This window comes from Haloarcula nitratireducens (assembly GCF_019599505.1).
Genome location: NZ_RKLT01000001.1, coordinates 51,119 through 72,831, shown reverse-complemented (window position 1 = coordinate 72,831; position 21,713 = coordinate 51,119). Strand labels below are relative to the sequence as shown.

The following is a 21,713-nucleotide window of genomic DNA, read 5'->3' as shown; positions in this document are numbered from 1 at the left end:
CGATTTCGACGGCGAATCATGTTAAAGAGAGACACACTATATTTGGGGGATTTAAATAGGTGCTCGGGACGTGCGAACGCTTAACAACGGTGCCGGGGAAACCCCACTATGTCGACAGGAATCCTCGCCACGGTGACGGTGCGAGAGCCCGCCGCCTGTCCAGTCGTCGAGTTCGGCCGAAGCCGCCGCGTTCGATCCGTCACTACCGGTCAGCCCTCCCGGGGTCGAATTCCACTCGAGGTGACCACCGACGGGCCCGTAGAGCGAGACGACCACCCCGGTGAGGAGGTCTTCAGTTACGACGCCGAGACCGTCTACCGACTCGATCGGCCCGCGGACCAGGGCTGTGCGTGTGACTACGTCGAGCGCCACGACTGCCCGGTTCGGGACATCAGCGCCGAAGACGGCGAACTCCTCGTCACGTTCATCGCGTCCGACCTCGCAGAGCTCCGCGACGTCGTCGCCGACCTCCGGGCCCACGAACAGTCGGTGACCGTCCGCAGTCTGCGGCAGTCCGGCACCGACGAGGGCGACTCGGAACCCGTCTTCGTCGACAAGCAGGCGTTCACCGACCGTCAGCGGGAGGTGTTGCGAACGGCCCACGAACTGGGCTACTTCGAGCGACCGAAACAGGCCAACGCCGGCGAGGTCGCCGCTGCGCTGGACGTCTGTCCCTCGACGTTCGCCGGACACCTCGCCGCCGCGCAGACGAAACTCATGGACGCGCTCTTCGAGGAAGGCGCGGCCGAACTGGACTGAGAGCCGCCCATTCGGCCGCTACCAAACCGGTCGAATCGCCGGGATCATCTAGAGGCCGTCGCTGCGAGTGCCGGCGAGGAGCGACGCTGCGGCCGGATCGGGAATGCTGGAGGCCGACTGGGGTCAGCGGGGCGGCCGACGGGGAAAACGCCGTCAGTCGTCGGCGGGGGCGGCGTCGCGGCTGGTGATGTCGACTTCCTCGGCGTCGACCTCCAGTTCGTCGAGCGCGACCTGCGCGGCGCGCTTACCCGAGACGAGCATCGCGCCGAAGGTCGGTCCCATCCGCGGGAGACCGTAGGTGGTCGCGGTGGCCATGCCGGTGACGACGAGGCCGTCGTGGGCGAGGCCGGTGTGCTCGACGACGGCGTCCTCGCTCTCGCCGACCCACATCGAGTCGTGGCCGGGCGAGTCGTGGCCGGGCGCGCCGTAGGTGTCGTCGCCCGTCTGGTCCATCCCCGAGTTCGACTTCGCGTCCTCGATGCCCGGGGCGTTCAACACGCCGCGCTCGTCGAGCTTCTTCACCGCCATCGCGTCGTGACCCGTCGCGTCGATGACGAGGTCCGCCTCGACGGCGATGGGGTCGACGCAGGTGATCTCGCGGGGCAGCGCGTGGACCGGCGTCCAGTTCATCACGATGCCGCCGACGCGGTGGTCCTCGCGGATGACGATGTCGGTGAACTCAGTCATGTTCTGCATCTTCGCGCCCGCGTCGCAGGCGGCCTTGATGAGACCGGAGCAGGCCTCCGGCCCGTTGGCGATGTAGAGCCCCTCGCTGTCCTGTGACTGCTTGTACTCGACGTCGAGTTCCTCTAAGACGTTCTGGGCCGGGTCGCGGACCGTGACCTTGTTCATCAGGAACCCGCCGAGCCAGAACCCGCCGCCGAGGTAGTTGTTCTTCTCGACGACCATCGTCTGGACGCCGCGTTCGGAGAGTTCCTTCGCGGCCATCAGCCCCGAGGGACCGCCCCCGACGATGATGACGTCCGAGTCCGAGAAGTCCATGAACTCCTCGGTCCACTCCTGGCCGATCGCGCGCGTGACTTCCGCCTCGCCGACGTCGCTGAACTGATCGAAGTCGCTCATACCACCTAGTGATATTATAGTGTGGTAAATAGGTGTTGCGGTGCGAGTACTCCGCGGCCCCTCGGTCCGGTTTATAAATTACCCGCCACAGGGTGGTTCCGGAACTAACACTTCGATCCCGGTAGTGTGTGGTAATGTCTACCGAAACAGGCAACACCTACACCGTCGACACCGAACCGGCGGTCGAGGGCATCGACGACGTAGAACTGAACGAGTACGATATGTGGCCCGTGCTGAAGTTCGTCGTCGCCTTCCTCATCGGCGGCGTGTTCTTCCTCCTGCCGGTCCCCTATCAGGGGGAGGTGACGGTGCCGTTCGACATCGTCGTGAGCAACATAACGGGGACTTTCCCGAACGCCGTCGGGGTGTACTCGCTGGCCATCATCGCCGCCGGCGGCGTCCTGACGACGCTGGCGATGGTCGGCGGCGGCGAGGTCGGCGGCTACGACCTCTCGTACTTCGAGACGTCGACCGTCTTCTGGGCGCTCCGGGTCGCCGGCTTGCTGTTGGCCCCGGTGATGTTCTTCAAGCTCGGGCCGGGGTGGCTACACACGCCCGGCACCGGCGGCCTGATGTGGAACACGCTGGTGTACAGCGTCGGCGTCATCATCCCCATCGGCGCGATCTTCATCACTATCTTCGTCGAACTCGGGGGGTTGGAGTTCGTCGGGACGCTCGCCCGGCCGATCATGCGACCGCTGTTCAAGGTGCCCGGCCGCGCGGCGCTGGATAGTCTCGCCTCGTGGGTCGGCTCCTACAGCGTCGGCCTCTACGTCACCCGCAACGTCTTCGAGGCCGGCGGCTACCACAAGCGCGACGTGTTCACCATCGCCACCTGTTTCTCGACGGTCTCCATCGGCTTCGTCGGCGTCGTCGCCGCCACCTTAGAGATCCTGCCGCTGTTCCCGCTCGTCTTCGGCGCGTACTTCCTCTGTGTCGTCGTCACCGGCGCGATCCTCGTCCGCCTGCCGCCCATCTCGACGACGCCCGAGGAGTACATCGCCGAACCGGACCCCGAAGTCGCCTTCTCCGGGTCGCCGACCGACTACGTCCGACTCGCCATCAGCGAGGCCGTCGGCAAGGCCGAGGAGGGCGAAACGTTCGCCCAAGCCGCGAAGCGCGGCTTCGTCGACGGCCTGAAACTGACGAGCCTCATCCTCGGGACGATCCTCGCCGTCGGCCTCGCGGCGACGCTGCTGTCGGCGCACACGCCGCTGTTCGACGTCCTCGGGCGGCCGCTGACGCCGGTCATCGCGGCGCTCGGCATCCCGAACGCCGAGGTCGTCGCCCCCGCGACCATCGTCGGCATCACGGAGATGTACGTCCCCGTCCTGCTGGTGACCGAGACGGCGACGAAGGCGAAGTTCTTCGTCGCGGTGCTCGCCGTCTCGCAGCTCATCTTCTTCTCCAGCGTCGGCCCGATGATCATGGACATGTTCAGCGACGTGCCGATCCGCTTCCGCGAGCTCGTCGCGCTGTTCGTGATGCGGACGATCATCCTCCTGCCGCTCATCGCGGGCATCACCCACGCGCTGGCGGCGCTGGGATTCTTCTGAGAGCGCCGTAGAGCGACTGTCACGGTCGTCTTTTTCCGGCACTCTCGGTGGACCGAGGGAGCACAGGCCCGCCGCCGCGCCGCTCGGTTATATATGAGACACAGTGTTCTTCCGTCCTCGGAGGCAAACGCTTCCGTGACTGAATCACGCGCTCACGTCTTCGTCGAGGGGGACGTACAGCACGTCCACTTCCGCGACAACGCCCACGAGACCGCCCGCGCACACGACGTCGAGGGGTGGGTCAGGAACCTCGAAGACGGGCGGGTCGAGGCGCTGTTCGAGGGGCGCGAAGAGGACGTGAACACGATGATCGACTGGTGTGAGCGAGGGCCGATAAAGGCCGACGTGAGCGGTATCGAGGTCGAGGAGGGGGACCCGCAAGGGGACCTCGACGGGTTCGAGAAGCACTGACCGTCGGCGGGCGGACCCTCCGAGAGCGTCGAGAGCGAAACGCTACTCCTGGTTACTGTAGGTCTGCTGATAGTCGTGGGTGTAGATCTCGACGATGTTGTCCCACGGGTCCTTGCAGTACGTCATCCGATACTCCTGATCGGGGAAGAGTCGCCAGACGTCCGTGTGATGGCTGCCGCCGGCCGCTTCGATATCCGCGGCGAGTTCCTCGATGTCGGGGTCGACGACGCAGATGTGGAAGAACCCGGCGTCGTGCGGATCCGGGTCGCTGGGGGTGACGTCGTCGAATTCGAAGAATTCGACGCCAGTGCCGTTTCCGCTCGTCGTGTGCGCTATCCTGACCGTCTCGAACTCGCCGAGCACGTCCCGACAGAGCCGTGCCATCTGCGAGTCGTCGTCGCCGTCGACTTCCATCGGACCCAGGAGGCGTCGGAAATCCAGGACGTCCTCGTACCACTCGAGTGCCGCGTCGATATCCGGTACCGTCACTCCGACGTGCGCCATCGGTCGTGGTTGGGGCATGGGGACGCTCGTTCGCCGAGAGAGCGGGTAAGTCTGGTGGCGGCGGAACCGTCTCGCTCCGCCCCGGCGGCGGCGGACGACCCGTGCTCTGGCCGCCGCTCTCTACAGAAACTCCACTAACGCGTCGGTCAGCTTCTTCTCCGCGCGGCGCAGGTGCTCCTCCGCGGTCCGTCGCGTCACGCCGACCGCCTCGGCGATCGCCGCCGTCGAGGTCTCCCGCGGGAGTTCGTAGTACCCCATCTCGTAGGCCGTCAGGAACACCTCGCGCTGGCGCGTCGAGAGGTCCGGCAGTACCGCGTCCACCGTCAACAGCGGCGCGTCGGGGGTCACCGACCGGATCTCGCGCTTCGACTCGACGGTCACCGCGTAGTCGTCGGCCATCGCCGCGTACACGGCCGACAGCGACTCGGCGTCGAGCGCGAGGACGCGGGCGAGTTTCGCGCCCTCGGTGTATTTGAGCGGCGGCACGAGCAGACAGCCGTGGTCGGCGAGGTACCCCTCGACGTTGTGCTCGAGGTGGGCCGTGAGACACTCGGCGGTGACGACCACCAGTTCGTCGCCCTGCCGAAGCCGCTCGCTGACGCCGACGGTGTCCCGCACCTCGTCCAGCACGGCGTCGGCACCGCGCCCGCTGACGTGCAACAGGTCGCGGTGGTCGTTACACCACAGTTCGATGGTCGTGTCGGTGTCGTCGGTGGCCACCGCGTACGCCCCGTCACCGACGACGCGGAAGACGGCCTCGTACATAGCTATCAATACGCACGTGCCATATAAAATAACCACCGTGAGGAGGGATTTCGCTATCCCGTTCGCGGCCATACGTCGAGATATGTCACAACAACCCACGACCGACGCCGACCACGGGGTCGGCGAACCGTCCGAGCAGTGGCGCGAGTACCAGGGCGCACCGACCGGAACGGACATCGAGTGCGAGGGGTGGCGACAGGAGGCCGCCCTCCGGATGCTGAACAACAACCTCGACCCGGAGGTCGGCGAGAGGCCCGAGGACCTCGTCGTCTACGGCGGCACCGGACGGGCCGCGCGCTCGTGGGACGCCTACGACGCGATCATGGACGAACTACGCGCGCTGGGCGACACCGAGACGCTGCTCGTCCAGAGCGGCAAGCCGGTGGGCCGCTTCGAGACCCACGAGAAGGCCCCACGCGTGCTCATCGCCAACTCGAACCTCGTCGGGAAGTGGGATAACTGGGAGCACTTCCACGAACTCGAGGCGAAGGGACTCATCATGTACGGCCAGATGACCGCCGGGTCGTGGGCCTATATCGGTACGCAGGGTATCATTCAGGGCACCTACGAGACGCTAGCGGCCCTCTCGCGCGAACACTATCCCGAGAACGACGGCCTGCGAGAGAAGATAGTCGTCACCGGCGGTTTGGGAGGTATGGGCGGCGCGCAACCGCTCGCGGTGACGATGAACCACGGCGTCTGCATCGCCGCCGAGGTCGACGAGAAGCGCATCGACCGCCGCATCGAGACGGACTACTGCCAGGAGAAGACCGACGACTTGGACGAGGCTATCGAGCGCGCGAGAGAAGCCGCCGAGAGCGGCGAAGCCTACAGCGTCGGCGTTCACATGAACGCCGCCGATATGCTCGAAGCGATGCTCGAACGCGGGTTCGTCCCCGACGTGATAACCGACCAGACCAGCGCTCACGACGAGTTGGAGGGCTACTACCCCTCGGGCTACACCGTCTCAGAAGCCGACGAACTGCGAGAGCGCGACCCGGAGAAGTACGTCGCCGAGAGCCTCGACACGATGGAACGCCACGTCGAGGGCATTCTGGAGATGCAGAACCGGGGAGCCATCGCCTTCGAGTACGGCAACAACATCCGCGGGCAGGTCGAAGAGCACCGCGAGATGGAGAACGCGTTCGACTTCCCCGGATTCGTCCCCGCGTACGTCCGCCCGCTGTTCTGTCAGGGGAAGGGGCCGTTCCGCTGGGCCGCCCTGTCGGGGGACCCCGACGACATCCACCGCACCGACGAAGCCGTCAAGGAGTTGTTCCCCGGAAAGGAGTCGCTCCACCGCTGGATAGAGTTGGCACAGGATCGGGTCTCCTTCCAGGGGCTCCCCTCGCGGGTGTGCTGGCTCGGCTACGCCACCGAGGACGGCCTGACCGAGCGCGCGCGGTTCGCGCTTCGCATCAACGAACTCGTCGCCGAGGGCGAGATATCGGCTCCCATCGTCGTGACGCGAGACCATCTCGATGCCGGCAGCGTCGCCTCGCCGAACCGCGAGACAGAAGCGATGAGAGACGGTTCCGACGCCGTCGCCGACTGGCCCATCCTGAACGCCCTGCTGAACTGCGCGGCCGGCGCGGACATCGTCAGCGTCCACGACGGCGGTGGCGTCGGCATCGGGAACGCCTTGCACACGAACAACCACGTCGTCCTCGATGGCTCCGACCTCGCCGCCGAGAAGGCCCGCCGCGTCTTCACCACTGACCCCGGGATGGGCGTGATTCGCCACGCCGACGCGGGCTACGACGAGGCTATCGAGCAGGCCGACGCGGACGACGTGGCCGTGCCGATGCGGGACCGCGAGCGATGAGCGAACTCACTACGCCCCCGGAGTGGGGCGGCCCCTCCGACGACCCGAACGACGAGCAGTTCGGCGACGTTATCGAGGGCGCGACGCTCGACTCGGCGGGTGACTACGACGCCGTCCTCGTCGGCGAACCGTACGACGGCGCGGTCATCGGCCGGAAGGGTGCACGCGAGGGACCCGAGGCCATCCGCCGGGAACTCGCCGGGACGAAGACCCACCACGTCGACCGCGGTCCGGTGGATTCCGTCGGCGACCTCGGCGACGTAGCGATTCCCGACGACTGCGTCGAGGGCGTCCAGTTCGCCGTACAGGAGACCGCGGCCGCCATCTACGACGCGGGCGCGTTCCCGGTCTTCCTCGGCGGCGACAACTCGCTCACCTTCCCGAACGCCGCCCCCCTGCTGACCGACGGGACGCTCGGGGCGCTCAGTTTCGACGCCCACCTGGACTGCCGCGAAGTTCGAGGCGACCCCACCAGCGGCACCCCCTATCGCCAGCTCCACGAGGCCGGGTTAGACGCCTTCGCCGTCGTCGGGGCGCGTCACTTCGAGACCTCGACCGCGTACCACGAGTACGTCGCCGAACAGGGCGGGCACGTGACCACGCCCGAGGCCGTCGAGGCGGATCCGAAGGCGGCGGTAGACGAGGCCCTCGGTTCGATGGACGGCGTGGATTCGATATACGTCAGCCTCGACCTCGACGTCCTCGACTCGGCGGTCGCTCCCGGCGTGAGCGCGCCGACGCCGGGCGGTCTCACGGCGCGCGAACTGTTCGCGATGCTCGGCCGCGTCGCGGCCCACGACCGGGTCGTCGGGTTCGAGGTGGTCGAGTGCGCGCCGCCGCTGGACGACGGGTTCCGCACCGCTCGCGTCGCCGCCCGCGCCGTCGCGCACTTCCTCAGCGGGCTGGGGGTGGCGCGATGACCGACCTCGACGCGGTCGTCCACGGCGCGAACGAACTCGTCGTCGGTCCCGACGAGAGCGGCCGGGACCTCGAAACGGTCGAGGACGGCGCGGTCGCGGTCGTCGACGGCGACGTCGCGGCCGTCGGCCCGACCGGCGAAGTCGCGAGGGAGTACCCGCCGGGGAACGCTGCCCGAGCCGTCGACGCCGACGGCCGGGCCGTCCTCCCGGGCTTCGTCGATCCGCACACGCACGGCCTGTTCGCCGGCGACCGCTCCGACGAGTTCGCCGCGAAGCTCCGCGGGAAGTCCTATCAGGACATCCTCGCCGAGGGTGGGGGTATCCTCCGCACCGTGCGGGCAGTTCGGGAGGCCGACGACGAGACGCTCCTCTCGAACCTGCTCGGCCACCTCGATACGATGCTCGCGAGCGGGACGACCACCGTCGAGGTGAAGTCGGGGTACGGCCTCGATACGGAGACGGAACTGCGGATGCTGGACGTCATCGACCGCGCCGACGACCGCCACCCGGTCGACGTGGTGCCGACGTTCATGGGCGCACACGCCGTTCCCGAGGACCGCGACGCCGACGACTACGTCCAGGAGGTGGTCGAAGAGCAGATTCCGGCCGTCGAATCGCAGGGCGTCGCCGAGTTCTGCGACGTCTTCTGCGAGGAGGGCGTCTTCTCCGTTCCCCAGTCTCGGCGCGTCCTCGAAGCGGGCGAGGCGGCGGGGCTGACGCCGAAGGTCCACGCCGAGGAACTCGCTCACATCGGCGGGACGCAACTCGCCGCCGAGTTGGGCGCGGCCAGCGCCGACCACCTCCTGCACGCCACGGACGACGACATCGACGCCTTGGTCGAGTCGGGCGTGACGCCCGTCTTGCTTCCCGGTACGGCGTTCGGTCTCGGTGCCGACTACGCCGACGCGGGAGCCTTCCTCGACGCGGGCGCACCGGTGGCCGTGGCGACGGACTTCAACCCGAACTGCCACAGTCACAGCATGGGGTTCGCGATGGCGCTGTCCTGCGTCGAGATGCGAATGACGCCCGCCGAGGCGCTGATCGCGGGGACGCGAAACGCCGCGCTGGCGCTGGACCGCGAGGACGACCGCGGGACGCTCCACGAGGGTGCACCGGGCGACCTGCTCGTCTTAGACGCGCCGACGCACGTTCACGTCCCCTACCAGTACGGCACGAACGTCGTGGAGACGGTGCTCGCCGACGGGACCGTGGTCTGCGAGGGCGGTAGCATGACGTATGAGTGAGTGGCACGTACCGTGACGCATGACCGGAGTTGGCACGGATAGCGTCGTCCTCGACGGCGCGTCGCTTTCCCCCGAAGACGTGGTCGCCGTCGCCCGCGAGGGCGCGACCGTCTCTATCGCCGACGACGCGCGGGAAGCCGTCCGCGAGTCGCGCGAACGCGTCGAAGCCGTCCTGGAGAGCGGTGAGGCCGTCTACGGGGTCAACACGGGCTTCGGCGAACTGGTCGACGAACGGATTCCGCGCTCGGACCTCGAACCGCTCCAGGAGAACCTCCTGCGGAGCCACGCCGCGGGCGTCGGCCGCGAACTGGCCCGCGAGGAAGTCAGGGCGATGATGGTCGCGCGGGCGAACGCGCTCGTGAAGGGGTACTCGGGTATTCGCGAGGACGTGATCGACCTGCTGGTGGCGACGCTGAACGAGCGAGTTCACCCGATCGTCCCCTCCCGAGGCAGCCTCGGCGCGAGCGGCGACCTCGCCCCGCTCGCGCACATGTCGCTCGTACTCATCGGCGAGGGGGAAGCGGAGGTCACTACCGACGGTGAGACGAAACGGCTCTCGGGCGACGAGGCCCTCTCCGCGGTCGGACTCGAGCCAGTTACCCTCGAAGCGAAAGAGGGGTTAGCGCTCGTCAACGGGACGCAGTTGAGCGTCGGCCTCGGCGCGCTGGCCGTCCGCGACGCGACGGCGGCCCTCCGGAGCGCGGACGTGGCCGGCGCGCTCACGACGGAGGTGACGATGGGGTCGACGGTGCCGAGTCACGAGGCCATCTCGGCGGTTCGTCCGCATCCCGGACAGGCGGCGAGCGCGCGGAACGTCCGCCGTCTCACGGCCGAGTCGGGCGTCGTCGAATCGCACCGCAACTGCGACCGGGTGCAGGACGCCTACTCGATTCGGTGTCTCCCGCAGGTCCACGGCGCGGTGCGGGACGCCCTCGACCACCTCCGCGAGGCCGTCGAGACGGAACTCAACAGCGCCACGGACAACCCGCTGCTGTTCGCCCGCGCGGACGCTCCGGACCGGGCGAGCGGCACCGGCGACGCCGCGGTGCTGTCGGCCGGGAACTTCCACGGCGAACCGCTGGCGCTCCGACTGGACTACGCGGCGGGCGCGCTGACCGAACTCGCGGCCGTCTGCGAGCGCCGCGTCGACCGCATGCTCAATCCCAATCTGCAGGAGGATCATCTGCCGCCGTTTCTCACCGAGCGCGGCGGCGTGATGTCCGGCTACATGATCGCCCAGTACACCGCCGCGGCGCTGCTGAACGAGTGCCGAGCGACCGGCCGACCGTCGATCGACTCGACGCCCGTCAGCGGCAATCAGGAGGATCACGTCAGCATGAGCGGCCAGTCCGCGCTCTCGTTCCGGAGCGTCGTCGAGAACGTCCAGACCGTCGTGGGAATCGAACTCCTCTGTGCGGCACAGGCCGCGGAGTTCTTGGACGACTCGCTCTCGCACGGCGTCGGGACCGGTATCGCCTACGGGACGGTCAGAGAGGTAATTCCGAAACTCGACGCCGACCGCGAAGTCCACGAGGACATCGACCGGGCGCGGACGCTCGTCGCCGAGGGACTGCTTGTCGACCGCGTCGGCGAGGCGGTCGGCCTCGAATAGCCGCGGCGAGTCCCTACAGGTTCAGCGCCGACGTGTCCTCGGCGTCAGCGTACCGGTCGCGGCCGCCCCAGTCGGCGATGCTCGATTTCGTCTCTCGGACGGCGGTTTCGAGGTGAGCCTGCGTGATGTGCGAGTCTTCGCGAAGGGCGTGGCGAGCGGCGTCCTCCGCGAGCAGTTCGAGGTCGCTGGCCGCGTAGCCCGCGGTCGGGTCGACGATTCGGTCCCAGTCGATGTCCTCGGCCACCGGTCGGTTCCGGAGGTGGACACCGAGAATCTCTCTTCGTGCCGTCGCGTCCGGCGGCGGCACCTCCACCCGCTCGTCGAAGCGGCCCGAGCGGCGCAGCGCCCCATCCACGTCCTCGACGAAGTTCGTCGCGCCGACGACCACCACGTCTGCCGCCGCTGCCCCCTCGATCTCGGTCAGCAGTTGGTTGACGAGTTGCTGTTCGCTCGTGTTCATCGACCCGCGGCGAGAGCCGGCGATGCCGTCGATCTCGTCGATAAACAGCACACAGGGGGCGTTCGCCCGCGCGATGGCGAAGAGGTCGGCGACGTTGCGTGCCGGTTCGCCCATCCACTTGCTCGTCACGTCGGCCGGCGACACTTCGACGAACGAGTGGTCGAGTTCGCCCGCGAGCGCGCCGGCGAGGTGGGTCTTCCCACAACCCGGCGGCCCGTAGAGCAACAGCCCCGAGAGCACGTCGATGCCGTACTCGGCGTAGGCGTCGCTGTTCTCGATGGGCTCTAAGACGGTGTCTTCGAGCCGCGATTTCAGGTCAGCCATGCCGCCGACGGCCGAGAAGTCCCGGCCCGGATTCGGGTCGACCAGATTCGTCGCCTGTAAGTCCACGTCGTCAGGTTGGACGACGCCCCCCTCGGCCGCGTCCGCCGGGTCGATCCAGTCGGGGATGCTCGTCGCGGAGTCGTCGGCGGCCGACTGGAGGTGAACCGTGCCGATCGGTTCGTCCGACCGGAGCGCCGCCCGGGCGGCGTTCTCCGCGAGCAGTTCGAGGTCGCTGGCCGCGTAGCCCGCCGTTGCCTCGACCACCGAATCGAGCGCGAGGTCGTCGGCGACCGGACGGCCCGCGAGGTGGAGGTGGATGATCTCGCGGCGCGCCGTCGCGTCCGGCGGCGGTACCTCTACGCGCTCGTCGAACCGGCCCGAGCGTCGGATCGCGCCGTCGACGTCTTCAACGAGGTTCGTCGCACCGACGACCACCACGTCTTCCTCGGCGATACCTTCGAGTTCGGTCAGCAGTTGGTTGACGAGTTGCTGTTCACTGGCGTTCATGTCGCTGTCGCCGTCGCGCGAGCCGGCGATGCCGTCGATCTCGTCGATGAAGAGGATACAGGGGGCGTTCGCTCTGGCGATGGCGAACAGTTCTTCGACCTTCTTCGCGGGTTCGCCCATGTACTTGCTCGTCACGTCAGCCGGCGTCACCTCGACGAACGAGTGGCCGACTTCGCCTGCGAGTGCGCCCGCGACGTAGGTTTTCCCGCACCCCGGCGGGCCGTGCAGCAGGACGCCGTTGACGACGCCGATGCCGTACTCCTCGAACGTCTCGGGGTCTTCGAGCGGCCGGACGACCTTGTGGTTGAGCGTCGAGAGCAGGTCGCTCATCCCGCCCACGTCCGCGAAGCTCCGGTCGGGGTTCGGGTCGACCAGTCCCTCGGCGCTCATCTCGACGCCGTCCGGCTGGACGACGCCGCCCTCGCTCGGCCGTTCTCGATTCACCGTCGGCGTGCCGTCGTTCGGCGACTGTGACGGTGTGGCCGTCCCGTCCCGTTTCGCCCGCTCGTCCTCCCCGTTCAGTTCGATGCGCTCTCGGATGTTTCGTTCGAGGCGGTCGGGGTCGACCTCGTAGCCGTAGGTCGCCAGCCGGCGGGGTCGCTCGCTGACGAACTTCGCCAGCCACGCGTGCGCTCGCATCTCTTCGGGCGGAGCGTCGGGGTCCCGAAAGGTGACCATCGCGGCGTCCTCGGAGTGCGGGGAGTGGAACTCCGCCAGCCAGAACGGGAAATACCACCGCTCGACGTCGACCACGCCCTCGAAGCCGTCAGGGTCGAAATCACCCGGTAGGCCGTACGAGTCGCGGAGTTTCCGCAGGAAGACGTTCGCGGTGCCGCCGCGCTGTTCGCGGTACTCCTCGACGCGGCGCGGGAGCAGCGACTCGGCGTCGCCGGTCGGCACCTGAAACCGGAGGAGGACCGACTCGCCCAGTCCCGGGTCGTCAAGCCCGAAATCGTAGTCGTTCGTGGCTCGCCGCACCGGGCTCTCGGTCCCGTCGGCGTACCGAACCAGTTCGGTGTCGTTGTCCGCCCAGAGGCCGTCGAGCAGCGCCGTCGCCTCCTTTCGCTCGGTGCCGAACAGTTTGCCCGTCCCGCTCTCGTAGGCGTAGATGACCCGGAAGACTGGGTAGAACACGCGGTGGAGACGAGCCAGTTCCTCGTCGTCGCCGAACTTCGTCAGCGTCCGGTCGGCGAGCGTCTCCCGGACAGACTCGGCGTCCGGGAGTCGCCGGTCGGCGTAAATATACGGCCGCAATCCCATCTCACTCGCCCTCCCGAATCGCGCGCTCGGCGGCCGACAGCGCCTCGTCGGCGTCGAACTCTTCGATGGCTTCGGCCTGCGCATCGGGGTCGTCGCGGAGTTCCCGCGCGTGGTCGGTCACGTTCGGGATCGCCCGGACGATGTTGTCGATCATCGGGACCGTCGCCACCCGCGCCGACCGGCTGAGCGGGTTCAGGTCGACGACGAGTTCCGTCTTGCCCATCTCGCCCAGCGCCTCGGCTCGGTCGCCGTCTTCCAGCGGGACCAACACCACGTCGGCGCTCTCGATGCCGTCGGCGTCGACCTTCCCGCGCTCGTGGTCGAGGCCAGGAATGTGACCGTCCGCTTCCAGCCCCAGCACCTCCGTCGCGCCGTGTTCGCGGAGGTACCCGGCGATGGCTTCCATCCGCTCCTCGGTCCGATTGAACAGGTTCACTTCCAGCGCCGCGCCGGTCGCCTCGGCCAACTCGACGAGTTCGCCGGGGACGAGCGCCGCCGCGTTGCCGTTGACGGAAATTACGGCTCGCTCGGCTCGGAGGAGGTAGGCCGCCGCGGCGCGTTCGGCTCGGTCGGCGCTCTCGACGGTTCGCTCGCCCAGGAGGTAGTCGTAGGCCTCACCGCGACCCTGCGCGATGAGTCCCTGTCTGGAGGTGATACCGCGGTCGACGCCGCGTTCGATGCGATGGCGAGTCAGCAGCGACTCGTAGCGGGGGTGGCTCTCGGGGACCTCGACCTCGTCGCTCATAGCGTGCGTTCTATGGCGGACCGTAGAAAAGTCGTCGGTCAGCGGCGAACGCGGGCACTCGGTCGCGTCGGTATTCGTCTGCCGACGCCTGTCCTCACCGACGCTCGACGCCGGCGACTCACTCCTCGACGGTCGCGCCGGGCGGATACACTTCACAGACGTTGGCGTCGTAGCCGGCGTCGGTCAGGCCGGTTCCGACGGCGAACACCGTCTCGCCGAGCATCGCCATCCCCGCGTCGCCGCCGGCCGCGGTTACGTCCTCGACGACGCTTCGCACGTCTTCGGTCAGCAGGTCCGCCTCGCGGGAGAACTGGCGGGCCGCGCGGGTGAAGGTTTCGAGCGTCGGCTCCTCGACCACCGTCGAGAGGGCGCGCTCGCCGGCCCGCGTCAGCGCCTCGGTGTCGCCGCCGACCACGTCGGCCGTCGAGAGTTCGCCGAGCGTGTGGTATTCTACGCGAGCGCGTGCGGGGATCGCGTCGACGTAGTTGTGCCGCGGCCCGCCGGGTTCGAGGCGGAGCGGGATCCCGCCGCGGGCCTGCCCGACCACGTCGCCCAGTCCCGTCCCGGCCTGCACCTCCGCGCCGTGGGCGACCGTCACGAGTTCGTTGTACGAGAGGTGGCGGTCGAAGGCGGCGTTGGCCGCGAGCGCCGTTCCCAGCGCCGTCGCGCCGGAGACGCCGAATCCCGCTCCCAGCGGCAGCGGCGTCTCGGCGGTGACGGTCGCCGACGCTCGCAACGCGTCCAGCACCCGGTCGACGGCGTCCATCTCGACTCGCTCGCCGTCGAGTTCGACCGTCGTCTCCGCGGCGGGTTCGACCCGCACAGAGACGCCGTCGGAGAGCGCCAGTCCGCCGCCGCGAGAGCCCGCCTTCGTCGGGTCGTCGGCCCGGTCGACCGTGAAGAAACCGGTCACGTGCCCCGGGACGAACGCCCGTGCGTCGTCGCTCATGCCCGTGGTGTCGGCGACGGCCCGCTTAACCGTTGGCGGTTCTCCGTTCCGGGCCGAGTCCGAGGAACGCGAGCAGGCCACCGACGCCGAACAGGACCGCGACCGCGATCCATCCCAGCCGTCGAAGCCATGACAGGCCGACCGCCTCGCCGTAAACGTACCAGCCACACACCGTTCCGACGAGGACGTACAGCCCGTAGCGGAGCGAGAGCAGCCCGACGGGGACCGTATCACGGTTTGGATGGGACGAGCTAAATTCTCCTCGGTATTTCACGTTCGTTGACAGTCGTTTCTTCGACCCCTACATTGATGTACGTTTACGTTACACTACTGCGCAAACGATGCCAACGATCAGCGCACGGCTCCCCGACGGGGAGAAGGCCGAACTGGACGAGGTGGCCGAACTGCTCTCGGAGGACCGCTCGACGACGATTCGGAAGGCGCTCCGGGAGGGACTGGAGACGCTTCGCATCCGCGTCGCCGTCGAGCAGTATCAGTCCGGCGACGCCTCCGCGGCCGAGGCCGCCCAGATCGCCGACCTCTCGATGGCCGAGTGGTTAGACGTGGCGCGCGAGCGGAACCTGACGACGCAGCTCGAACTCTCGGACCTCGAACTCGACGCCGACGCCGCCGCGGAGCTATGACCCGCATCTACGTCGGGCCGACGTCGCTATACAGCCTCGGGCAGATCGGCGAACTCTCGCTCCTCGATGCCTTCGACGGCGACGTAGTCATCCCGGAGCCGGCCATCGAAGAGGTGCGCGTCGAACCGACCGCGACGAACCTCGAGGAGTACCTCGAAGGCGACGTCGAGACGGCCGTCGATGGAGACCGGGTCGAACAGGCCCGGTCGCTGCTCGGCGAGAAGGACATCGGTGCCGCCGTCACCGTCCTCGCCGGCGTCCTCGCCCACCGCGACCGCGACGACCGCTCGGCCGTCGCCGTCGTCTCGGAGGACCGAACCGTCCGTCGGATGGCCCAGGGACTCGGCGCTGAGATCACCAGCAGTTTCGGCGTCGTCGTCCGCGCGGCCATCGAAGACAAGTATCTCAGTTCGCGGCAGGCCAAACGCATCGTCCGCCGCATCGACCAGCACGGGATGCACCTGACCGGCGAGTTGCGCGAGCGGGCGGTCGGTGAGGTGGCGGAGTAGCGCTCCGAGCAGTTCCGAGAGAGTCGGGTGTAGAGTGTGTTCAGGTCCTAAGTCGGTCGAATGCGCACGGTCCCGTCGCCGTCGACGGTGACCTCGTACCCGTAGAGTTCGAGGGTCACCTCTATCGATTCGGTCGCTTCGAGGAGCGCGTTCAGCGCCGCCGGGTCGGTGTACTCCGAGAGAGTCGGCAACGCAGTTGGCTCGACGCCCTCTCTGGCCGCGATACGGTCGACTATCTCGTGCACGACCGACCCGACGGCGTCGGGACGAGGCTCCTCTCCCGTGGTCATTATATCGATGTTTCGGACAGGGTTATCAAAACACTATGGGATATTAAGAAATTGTACCACGGGCGAATCGAGCGAATACATACTCAGATAGCGCGCTAATTCTGTGAGGTCTTAATTGTATTGTTGGCGAATCCAAGCAAAGCGATTATATGTATATACGATGACAGAGCCGTATCAAAGATGCATTTGGACCTCATCTATCGGGCGCTGGCCGACGAGGTTCGTCGCACGGTTCTTACCTGCTTGCAAGTCGGTGAGGGTGTTTCACTGTCGTCTCTCGCCGAGACGATAGCGAAATCGGAGACCACCGCCGAAGTCGCCAGTTCGGTCGAAACGCTGCGAGTCGAACTGTACCACGTGCATATCCCGATTCTGTGCGACGCCGGACTTCTCGAATACGACGACCGACGATCGGTGGTCGCACTCACTGAACTCGGCAGTGAAGTCGAGTCGAAACTGATTCAACCGTCGCTCGAAGCGACACAGAGTTAGTTTGCCCTCATCAGTGTAGTGCCTTCCACCGGCGAGCGACGCCGCTCGTAGCGCACCAGCGAGTACAGATGCGTGGGTTTAACACGCCGGACCCCAACCGTCGGAGTATGCAGGGCAATCTTCCGCCGGAAGCACAGGAGAAGCTCGAGGAACTGCAGGACCTGCAGGAGACCGCACAGCAGGTCGCCGCGCAGAAACAGCAGGCCGAGACGAACCTGCAGGAGTCCCGCACCGCGCTGGACGAACTCGACGACGTCGACAAAGATACGACGATGTACCGCGAGGTCGGCGAGCTGCTCGTCAAGACCGACTTCGACGAGGCACAGGACGACCTCGAAGAGAAGGTCAGCAGCCTCGAAGTCCGCGTCGAGACCCTCGAAAAGCAGGAGGAGCGCGTCCAAGAGCAGTTCGAGGACCTGCAGGGTGACCTCCAGCAGATGCTCGGCGGCGGCGGCGGTGCGGGCGGTCCCGGCGGTCCGGCAGGCGGTCCCGGCGCGGGCGGCGCGTAAGGATGCCGACCGACGACGAGGTCGTTGAGACGGCCGCCGAGGCGGCCGAGAACGTCGTTTTCTCGCGGTTCGATAAAAGTGACGTCGAAGACATCGACGTGACGGTCGCGTTCGAGGACGGCGTGCTGGAGGTCGACGTCTACGTCAACGCGCCGGAGAGCCGTCTCGACGAGGAACGAGTCGCAGAGGACGCCGCGCTGGCCGCCCGGTCGACCGTCGACGACCTCTTCGAGGAGTAGCGTCGCGGTCGGACAGGTCCGGTCCGGTCAGGTCCGGTCGCTGGCGAACCCGGTCCGGAACGCGATCCAGCCCAGCGCGCTGACGAACAGGATCGGCGGCAGAATCATGAACCCCCACAGCGGGTCGAGCCCCCAGCCGAGCAACAGCACGAGGTCCAGCAACCCGATGGCGACGAACGGCGAGATGTACTTCGTCGCCTGCCAGCGGTCGACGCCCTCGGTCTCCAGTACGTCGTCCGAATCAGCCGACAGCAGGTCCTCCGTGGTCCGCTCGCCGCCGTCGTTCCGGACGCCGGGGTCGGCCGTGTCGTCCATAGCGGGTCTCGGTTCCGGACGAGGAAAAAGACCGCGCTTGGTCGTCGAGCGGTCGCCGGACGACGTTCGGTCACTCACCGAGCGTCCGCTGTCGACCCGGCGGATCGGGTCGCGAGACGTCGTGAGAGCGGCCCACGAGGTAGCCGTCGGCGTCGTCCTCGGCCCACGGCGGGGCGTCCTGAATCCAGACCGGCGCGGTCGGCCCGCCGCAGGTGCGCGCCCACTCGCGGGCCAGCGCCTTCGAGTCGAAGGTGCGACGCGGTCCCGCCCGGTTGACCCACCGGCCGACGCGAGCGCTCACCCGTCGTGCGGACGGTTTCACCACGACGCGATAGCAGTCCTCGGCCACGGTCGAACTACGGGGCGGCGCGGGTAAAGCGCCCCGGCCTAGCTTTTCATACCCGCGTTCCCAACTAGCGGGCATGGAACACGAGGCAACGGTCGAAGGGGTCGGTGTCGGCGTCAGCGAAGAGGGGTCGGGAACGCCCGTCGTCCTCCTGCACGTCCGCGGCGAGATACTGCCGATCTTCGTCAGTTCGGATCAGGCCCAGTCGATGCAACTGGCCATCGACGGCGACCCCTTCGAGCGGCCGCTGACCCACGACCTGCTGGTCGAGATGGTCGCGGAGTTCGGCAGCGCCATCGACCGCGTGCGCATCGACGACCTCGCCGACGGCACCTTCTACGCGAAGATCGACACGGAGCAGTACGTCGGCGACCGCCGGAAGGACATGGTGTTCGACGCCCGCCCCTCCGACGGCATCGCCATCTCCCTGCGGGTGGACTGCCCGCTCGTCGTCTCCGACGAGGTCATCGACGAGGCCGGTCGCCCGCCGGAGGAGTTCGACATCAGCGACGAACTCGGTCGGTAATAGAAACGCTCTCGGGGGACGAGCGCCGTTACTTTCTCATGGGCTACGACGCGGTCATCTTCGACAACGACGGGGTCTTGCTGACGCTGACCAGCATGGAGGCCCACCGGGAAGGGTCGCGCGACGCGTTCGCCCGCGCCGGCGTCCCCGACCCCCACCCCGACCACGTCGAGGCGATGAGCATCGGCGTGAGCGTCGCTGAACTCGAATCGATCTGTGAGCGCTACGACTTAGAGCCGGAGACGTTCTGGTCGACCCGCGACGCCGCCATCTCGGCGGCCCAGCAGGCCGAGATGACCGCCGGGAAGAAGCGACCCTACGACGACATCGACGCGCTCGATAGGTTCGAGACGCCGCTCGGCGTCGTCTCCTCGAACCAGCAGGAGACGGTCGAGTTCGCCTTCGACCACTTCGGGCTCGCCGCGCACTTCGAGACGGTGTACGGCCGGGAGCCGACGGTGAAGAGCCTCGAACGGAAGAAGCCACACCCCCACTACGTCGAACGAGCGCTCGCCGATCTCGACGTCGATGACGCGCTGTTCGTCGGCGACAACGAGTCGGACGTGCGGGCGGCGCACGGCGCCGGCATCGACTCGGCGTTCATCCGCCGGCCGCATCGGGTCGACGCGTCGCTGTCGGTACGCCCCGACTACGAGATCTGGGGGCTGGACGACGTGGTCGACATCGCCGAGTGAGACTCTTTCGCGCGGTCACCGCGCACAGCGAGTGGTAACCAACGTCGGACTACAGTGACGTAGTTGACGTGGACGCCGAAATCACGCTTTCGTACCCCAAGCGTCGACCGGGGTGCATGGAGAAGTCGGTCAGCGATTCCGCTGATGAAGCCGGGGGAGAGAGCGACGAGACGGGAAGAGAGACGCCGGCGGCCCTACTGACTACGCTGGTCGCGCGGATTCCCGAACCCGCGTTCGTCCTCGACGGGGGAGCGACTGTCGTCGCCGCCAACGACCCGTTCGGGGAACTTTTCGGACGCGGGGGCGACGCGCTCGTCGGCGAGTCGCTGCCGTCGCTGTTGCCCTCGGTGACCCGCGAGGCCGTCGCGTCGGCCGCCGACGGCGACGAACACCTCACCGCTCGCTGCGCGGGCGAGACCGACCGCTGGGTCGAGCTGACCGTCGAACGGCACCGCTCGAACGGACGGACGCGCTTTCTCGCCGTCGGCCGCGAGGTCGCTGCCCATCGGGAGCGCGAACGGAACCGTCCGTCCGTCGGAATCAGCGACGACCCGGTGGATCGACAGCAGTTCGCGCACACGCTCGAGGCCCTCCAGGAGTCGACGAGGCGACTGCTCCACGCGGAGACCACCGACGAGGTGGCGACGATCATCACCGAGACCGCGAGCGACGTCCTCGACGCGCCCGGCGCGACCGTCTATCTGTTCGACCGGGGTGAAAACGTTCTCCACCCGGCAGCCGTCACAGACGCGTCGCCGACCGACGATCCGCCGACGACCGTCGGTCCCGACGGGGGGCTCGTCTGGGACGTCTTCGTCGACGACGAGGGCGTCACGCTCGGGACCGGCGAGACGTATCGACCGCTCGACGACCACGGCGTGCTCTGTCTCCGGGCACCGACCGCCGATCAGGGCGGTCGGCCCCGAGAGCTCGTGGACCTGCTCGCGGACACCGCCACGGCCGCGCTCGCGCGAGTCGACCGGGAGACGGTCCGCAGAGAGCGCGAAGCCGAGCGCCGCCACCAGAACGAGGAACTCAGGCAGTTGAAGCAGGTCAACGCCATCATCCGCCGGGTCGACCGCGCGCTCGTCGAGGCCGAGACCCGCGAGGAGATCGAGCAGGCCGTCTGCGACGAACTGACGGAGTCACAGTGGGTCACCTTCGCGTGGCTCGGACGATGTGAGGACGCGAGCGTCGAGCCCCGGACGTGGGGCGGGCGACCCCAGGGCTTTCTCGAAACCGTCTCCACGTCGGCGGTCGGCGACGGCGGGACCCCCGCCGTCCAGACGGCGCGGTCCGGCGAACCGACCGTCGTTCCCGCGGTCGCGGACGATCTCAGGGGGGAACGCTGGCGGACCGAAGCCATCTCCAGGAACTTCCAGTCGGCCATCAGCGTCCCGCTGAAGCACGACGACTTCCTCTACGGCGTGTTGACGGTCTACGCCGATCAGGCGGACCGCTTCGGCGAGACGCTCCGGTCGGTGTTCGTCGAACTCGCCGAGAGCATCGCCAACGCGATTCGGGAGGTGGAATCGCGCGAGCGCCGGTTGGCCGACAGCGTGGTCGAACTCGACCTCTCGCTGTCCGCGCCGGACTGCCTGCCGGTCCAGTTGGCGCGGCGCTTCGACCGCTCCGTGACCTGTTCGGGCGTGGTCCCGAGCGGCGACCGGACGCGGCTGTTTCTCCGGATACCCGACCGGGACCCGACGACCGTGCGCGAGTACGTCGAGGGGGTCCCGAACGTGAAGTCGGTCTCCTCGGTCGCGGACGACGGAGATTACGAAGTGGTCGTCGACGGACCGACGGTGCCGCGAACCGTCGTCGAACAGGGGGCTCGACTCGGGAGGCTGGAAGCGACCGCCACCGGCGTCGGCCTCGTCGTCCACCTCTCGGCAGAGACGAACGTCCGGACCTTCGTCGAGCAACTATCGAGTCGCTACGCCGACGTCGAGTTGGACGCGCGGCGAGAGAAGGCCACGCGGTACCGAACGGAGCACGGGACGCGCGCCGCCCTCGAAGAGCGCCTCACCGACCGGCAGCTCGAAGTGCTCCGGACGGCGTACCTGAGCGGCTTCTTCGAGTGGCCCCGGGAGACGACCGGCGAGGAGGTGGCGTCGATGCTCGACATCACGCAGCCGACGGTGAACCGCCACCTCCGCGTCAGCGAGCGAAAGCTACTCGATCTCGTCTTCGGCGAGTGACGGACGTCGCGCAGGGTGGAACT

Annotated in this window: 25 protein-coding genes; 15 read left to right on the top strand and 10 right to left on the bottom strand. The window is 67.8% G+C overall.

The annotated features are described in order from the left end of the window. The first annotated feature begins 108 nt into the window (after nt 1–108). Entirely contained in the window at nt 109–759 is a 651-nt protein-coding gene (locus EGH23_RS00390) for a helix-turn-helix domain-containing protein (RefSeq protein ID WP_220578062.1), read from the top strand. A 153-nt stretch (nt 760–912) separates the two neighbouring features. Here EGH23_RS00390 and EGH23_RS00385 read toward each other — a convergent pair whose 3' ends face one another. Then, nucleotides 913–1,842 (bottom strand): sulfide-dependent adenosine diphosphate thiazole synthase, encoded by a 930-nt coding sequence (locus tag EGH23_RS00385; protein WP_220578061.1) that lies wholly within the window; start codon nt 1,840–1,842, stop codon nt 913–915. 134 nt (nt 1,843–1,976) lie between these two features. On the opposite strand from EGH23_RS00385, the gene EGH23_RS00380 reads away from it, so the two are divergent. Both EGH23_RS00380 and EGH23_RS00375 read left to right on the top strand, forming a co-directional pair. Continuing rightward, complete coding sequence (locus EGH23_RS00380; RefSeq protein ID WP_220578060.1) at nt 1,977–3,398, top strand: YjiH family protein; 1,422 nt, start codon at nt 1,977–1,979, stop codon at nt 3,396–3,398. Nucleotides 3,399–3,491: 93 nt separating this feature from the next. Then, entirely contained in the window at nt 3,492–3,809 is a 318-nt protein-coding gene (locus EGH23_RS00375; RefSeq protein ID WP_220578059.1) for an acylphosphatase, read from the top strand. Nucleotides 3,810–3,851: 42 nt separating this feature from the next. On the opposite strand, the gene EGH23_RS00370 is transcribed toward EGH23_RS00375, so the two are convergent. Together EGH23_RS00370 and EGH23_RS00365 are read right to left on the bottom strand one after the other, a co-directional pair. Then, the gene (locus EGH23_RS00370) at nt 3,852–4,331 is read right to left on the bottom strand and encodes a VOC family protein (protein WP_220578058.1); all 480 of its coding nucleotides are present in this window, start codon (nt 4,329–4,331) and stop codon (nt 3,852–3,854) included. Nucleotides 4,332–4,433: 102 nt separating this feature from the next. Next, a complete protein-coding gene (locus EGH23_RS00365) occupies nt 4,434–5,078 on the bottom strand; it encodes a helix-turn-helix domain-containing protein (protein ID WP_220578057.1) in 645 nt (214 codons plus the stop codon). Nucleotides 5,079–5,160: 82 nt separating this feature from the next. Between EGH23_RS00365 and hutU the strand changes: the two genes are divergently transcribed. Genes hutU through hutH form a run of 4 tightly spaced genes read left to right on the top strand, consistent with a single transcriptional unit; the run spans nt 5,161 to nt 10,679 of the window. Beyond that, nucleotides 5,161–6,903 carry a urocanate hydratase gene (hutU, locus tag EGH23_RS00360; RefSeq protein WP_220578056.1) on the top strand — a complete coding sequence of 581 codons (1,743 nt, stop codon included), beginning with the start codon at nt 5,161–5,163 and terminating at the stop codon, nt 6,901–6,903. Next, nucleotides 6,900–7,823 (top strand): formimidoylglutamase, encoded by a 924-nt coding sequence (hutG, locus tag EGH23_RS00355; protein ID WP_220578055.1) that lies wholly within the window; start codon nt 6,900–6,902, stop codon nt 7,821–7,823. The genes hutU and hutG overlap by 4 nt, the downstream gene beginning before the upstream one ends. After that, nucleotides 7,820–9,067 (top strand): imidazolonepropionase, encoded by a 1,248-nt coding sequence (hutI, locus tag EGH23_RS00350; protein ID WP_220578054.1) that lies wholly within the window; start codon nt 7,820–7,822, stop codon nt 9,065–9,067. Before hutG ends, hutI begins: the two co-directional genes overlap by 4 nt. A 19-nt stretch (nt 9,068–9,086) precedes the next feature. Then, nucleotides 9,087–10,679 (top strand): histidine ammonia-lyase, encoded by a 1,593-nt coding sequence (gene hutH, locus EGH23_RS00345; protein WP_220578053.1) that lies wholly within the window; start codon nt 9,087–9,089, stop codon nt 10,677–10,679. Nucleotides 10,680–10,692: 13 nt separating this feature from the next. Here the strand turns inward: hutH and EGH23_RS00340 are convergent, their stop codons facing one another. The 4 genes from EGH23_RS00340 to EGH23_RS00325 all read right to left on the bottom strand — a co-directional run bounded on the left by EGH23_RS00340 (nt 10,693) and on the right by EGH23_RS00325 (nt 15,198). Further along, nucleotides 10,693–13,230 carry an AAA family ATPase gene (locus tag EGH23_RS00340; RefSeq protein ID WP_220578052.1) on the bottom strand — a complete coding sequence of 846 codons (2,538 nt, stop codon included), beginning with the start codon at nt 13,228–13,230 and terminating at the stop codon, nt 10,693–10,695. 1 nt (nt 13,231) lies between these two features. After that, nucleotides 13,232–13,975, bottom strand: a complete 744-nt coding sequence (locus EGH23_RS00335) for a 4-phosphopantoate--beta-alanine ligase (protein ID WP_220578051.1) — start codon at nt 13,973–13,975, stop codon at nt 13,232–13,234. Nucleotides 13,976–14,093: 118 nt separating this feature from the next. Next, the gene (locus tag EGH23_RS00330) at nt 14,094–14,924 is read right to left on the bottom strand and encodes a pantoate kinase (protein ID WP_220578050.1); all 831 of its coding nucleotides are present in this window, start codon (nt 14,922–14,924) and stop codon (nt 14,094–14,096) included. Between the two features lie 25 nt (nt 14,925–14,949). Beyond that, on the bottom strand, nt 14,950–15,198 hold the full coding sequence (locus EGH23_RS00325; RefSeq protein WP_220578049.1) for a hypothetical protein: 249 nt from the start codon (nt 15,196–15,198) through the stop codon (nt 14,950–14,952). A 67-nt stretch (nt 15,199–15,265) separates the two neighbouring features. Here EGH23_RS00325 and EGH23_RS00320 point away from each other — a divergent pair, with 67 nt between their 5' ends. Further along, nucleotides 15,266–15,568 (top strand): UPF0175 family protein, encoded by a 303-nt coding sequence (locus EGH23_RS00320; RefSeq protein ID WP_220578048.1) that lies wholly within the window; start codon nt 15,266–15,268, stop codon nt 15,566–15,568. Next, nucleotides 15,565–16,077, top strand: coding sequence for a PIN domain-containing protein (locus EGH23_RS00315; protein WP_220578047.1), 513 nt, complete (start codon nt 15,565–15,567; stop codon nt 16,075–16,077). The genes EGH23_RS00320 and EGH23_RS00315 overlap by 4 nt, the downstream gene beginning before the upstream one ends. 47 nt (nt 16,078–16,124) lie before the next feature. Here EGH23_RS00315 and EGH23_RS00310 read toward each other — a convergent pair whose 3' ends face one another. Then, entirely contained in the window at nt 16,125–16,367 is a 243-nt protein-coding gene (locus tag EGH23_RS00310) for a HalOD1 output domain-containing protein (RefSeq protein ID WP_220578046.1), read from the bottom strand. Nucleotides 16,368–16,547: 180 nt separating this feature from the next. Here EGH23_RS00310 and EGH23_RS00305 point away from each other — a divergent pair, with 180 nt between their 5' ends. The 3 genes from EGH23_RS00305 to EGH23_RS00295 all read left to right on the top strand — a co-directional run bounded on the left by EGH23_RS00305 (nt 16,548) and on the right by EGH23_RS00295 (nt 17,607). Continuing rightward, entirely contained in the window at nt 16,548–16,859 is a 312-nt protein-coding gene (locus EGH23_RS00305) for a helix-turn-helix domain-containing protein (RefSeq protein WP_220578045.1), read from the top strand. Nucleotides 16,860–16,966: 107 nt separating this feature from the next. Beyond that, the gene (locus EGH23_RS00300) at nt 16,967–17,368 is read left to right on the top strand and encodes a prefoldin subunit beta (protein ID WP_162316926.1); all 402 of its coding nucleotides are present in this window, start codon (nt 16,967–16,969) and stop codon (nt 17,366–17,368) included. Nucleotides 17,369–17,370: 2 nt separating this feature from the next. Next, entirely contained in the window at nt 17,371–17,607 is a 237-nt protein-coding gene (locus EGH23_RS00295; protein ID WP_220578044.1) for a DUF3194 domain-containing protein, read from the top strand. Between the two features lie 27 nt (nt 17,608–17,634). Here EGH23_RS00295 and EGH23_RS00290 read toward each other — a convergent pair whose 3' ends face one another. Next, nucleotides 17,635–17,922: a DUF8142 family protein gene (locus EGH23_RS00290; protein ID WP_220578043.1), complete on the bottom strand. Its 288-nt coding sequence runs from the start codon at nt 17,920–17,922 to the stop codon at nt 17,635–17,637. Between the two features lie 70 nt (nt 17,923–17,992). Beyond that, complete coding sequence (locus EGH23_RS00285) at nt 17,993–18,271, bottom strand: DUF8081 domain-containing protein (RefSeq protein WP_220578042.1); 279 nt, start codon at nt 18,269–18,271, stop codon at nt 17,993–17,995. A 73-nt stretch (nt 18,272–18,344) separates the two neighbouring features. Here EGH23_RS00285 and EGH23_RS00280 point away from each other — a divergent pair, with 73 nt between their 5' ends. From EGH23_RS00280 to EGH23_RS00270, 3 genes are all read left to right on the top strand, one after another. Beyond that, complete coding sequence (locus tag EGH23_RS00280; protein WP_220578041.1) at nt 18,345–18,794, top strand: bifunctional nuclease family protein; 450 nt, start codon at nt 18,345–18,347, stop codon at nt 18,792–18,794. Nucleotides 18,795–18,832: 38 nt separating this feature from the next. Next, the gene (locus EGH23_RS00275; protein WP_220578040.1) at nt 18,833–19,489 is read left to right on the top strand and encodes an HAD family hydrolase; all 657 of its coding nucleotides are present in this window, start codon (nt 18,833–18,835) and stop codon (nt 19,487–19,489) included. A 116-nt stretch (nt 19,490–19,605) separates the two neighbouring features. Further along, nucleotides 19,606–21,690 (top strand): bacterio-opsin activator domain-containing protein, encoded by a 2,085-nt coding sequence (locus tag EGH23_RS00270; protein WP_220578039.1) that lies wholly within the window; start codon nt 19,606–19,608, stop codon nt 21,688–21,690. The last annotated feature ends 23 nt before the right edge of the window (nt 21,691–21,713 follow it).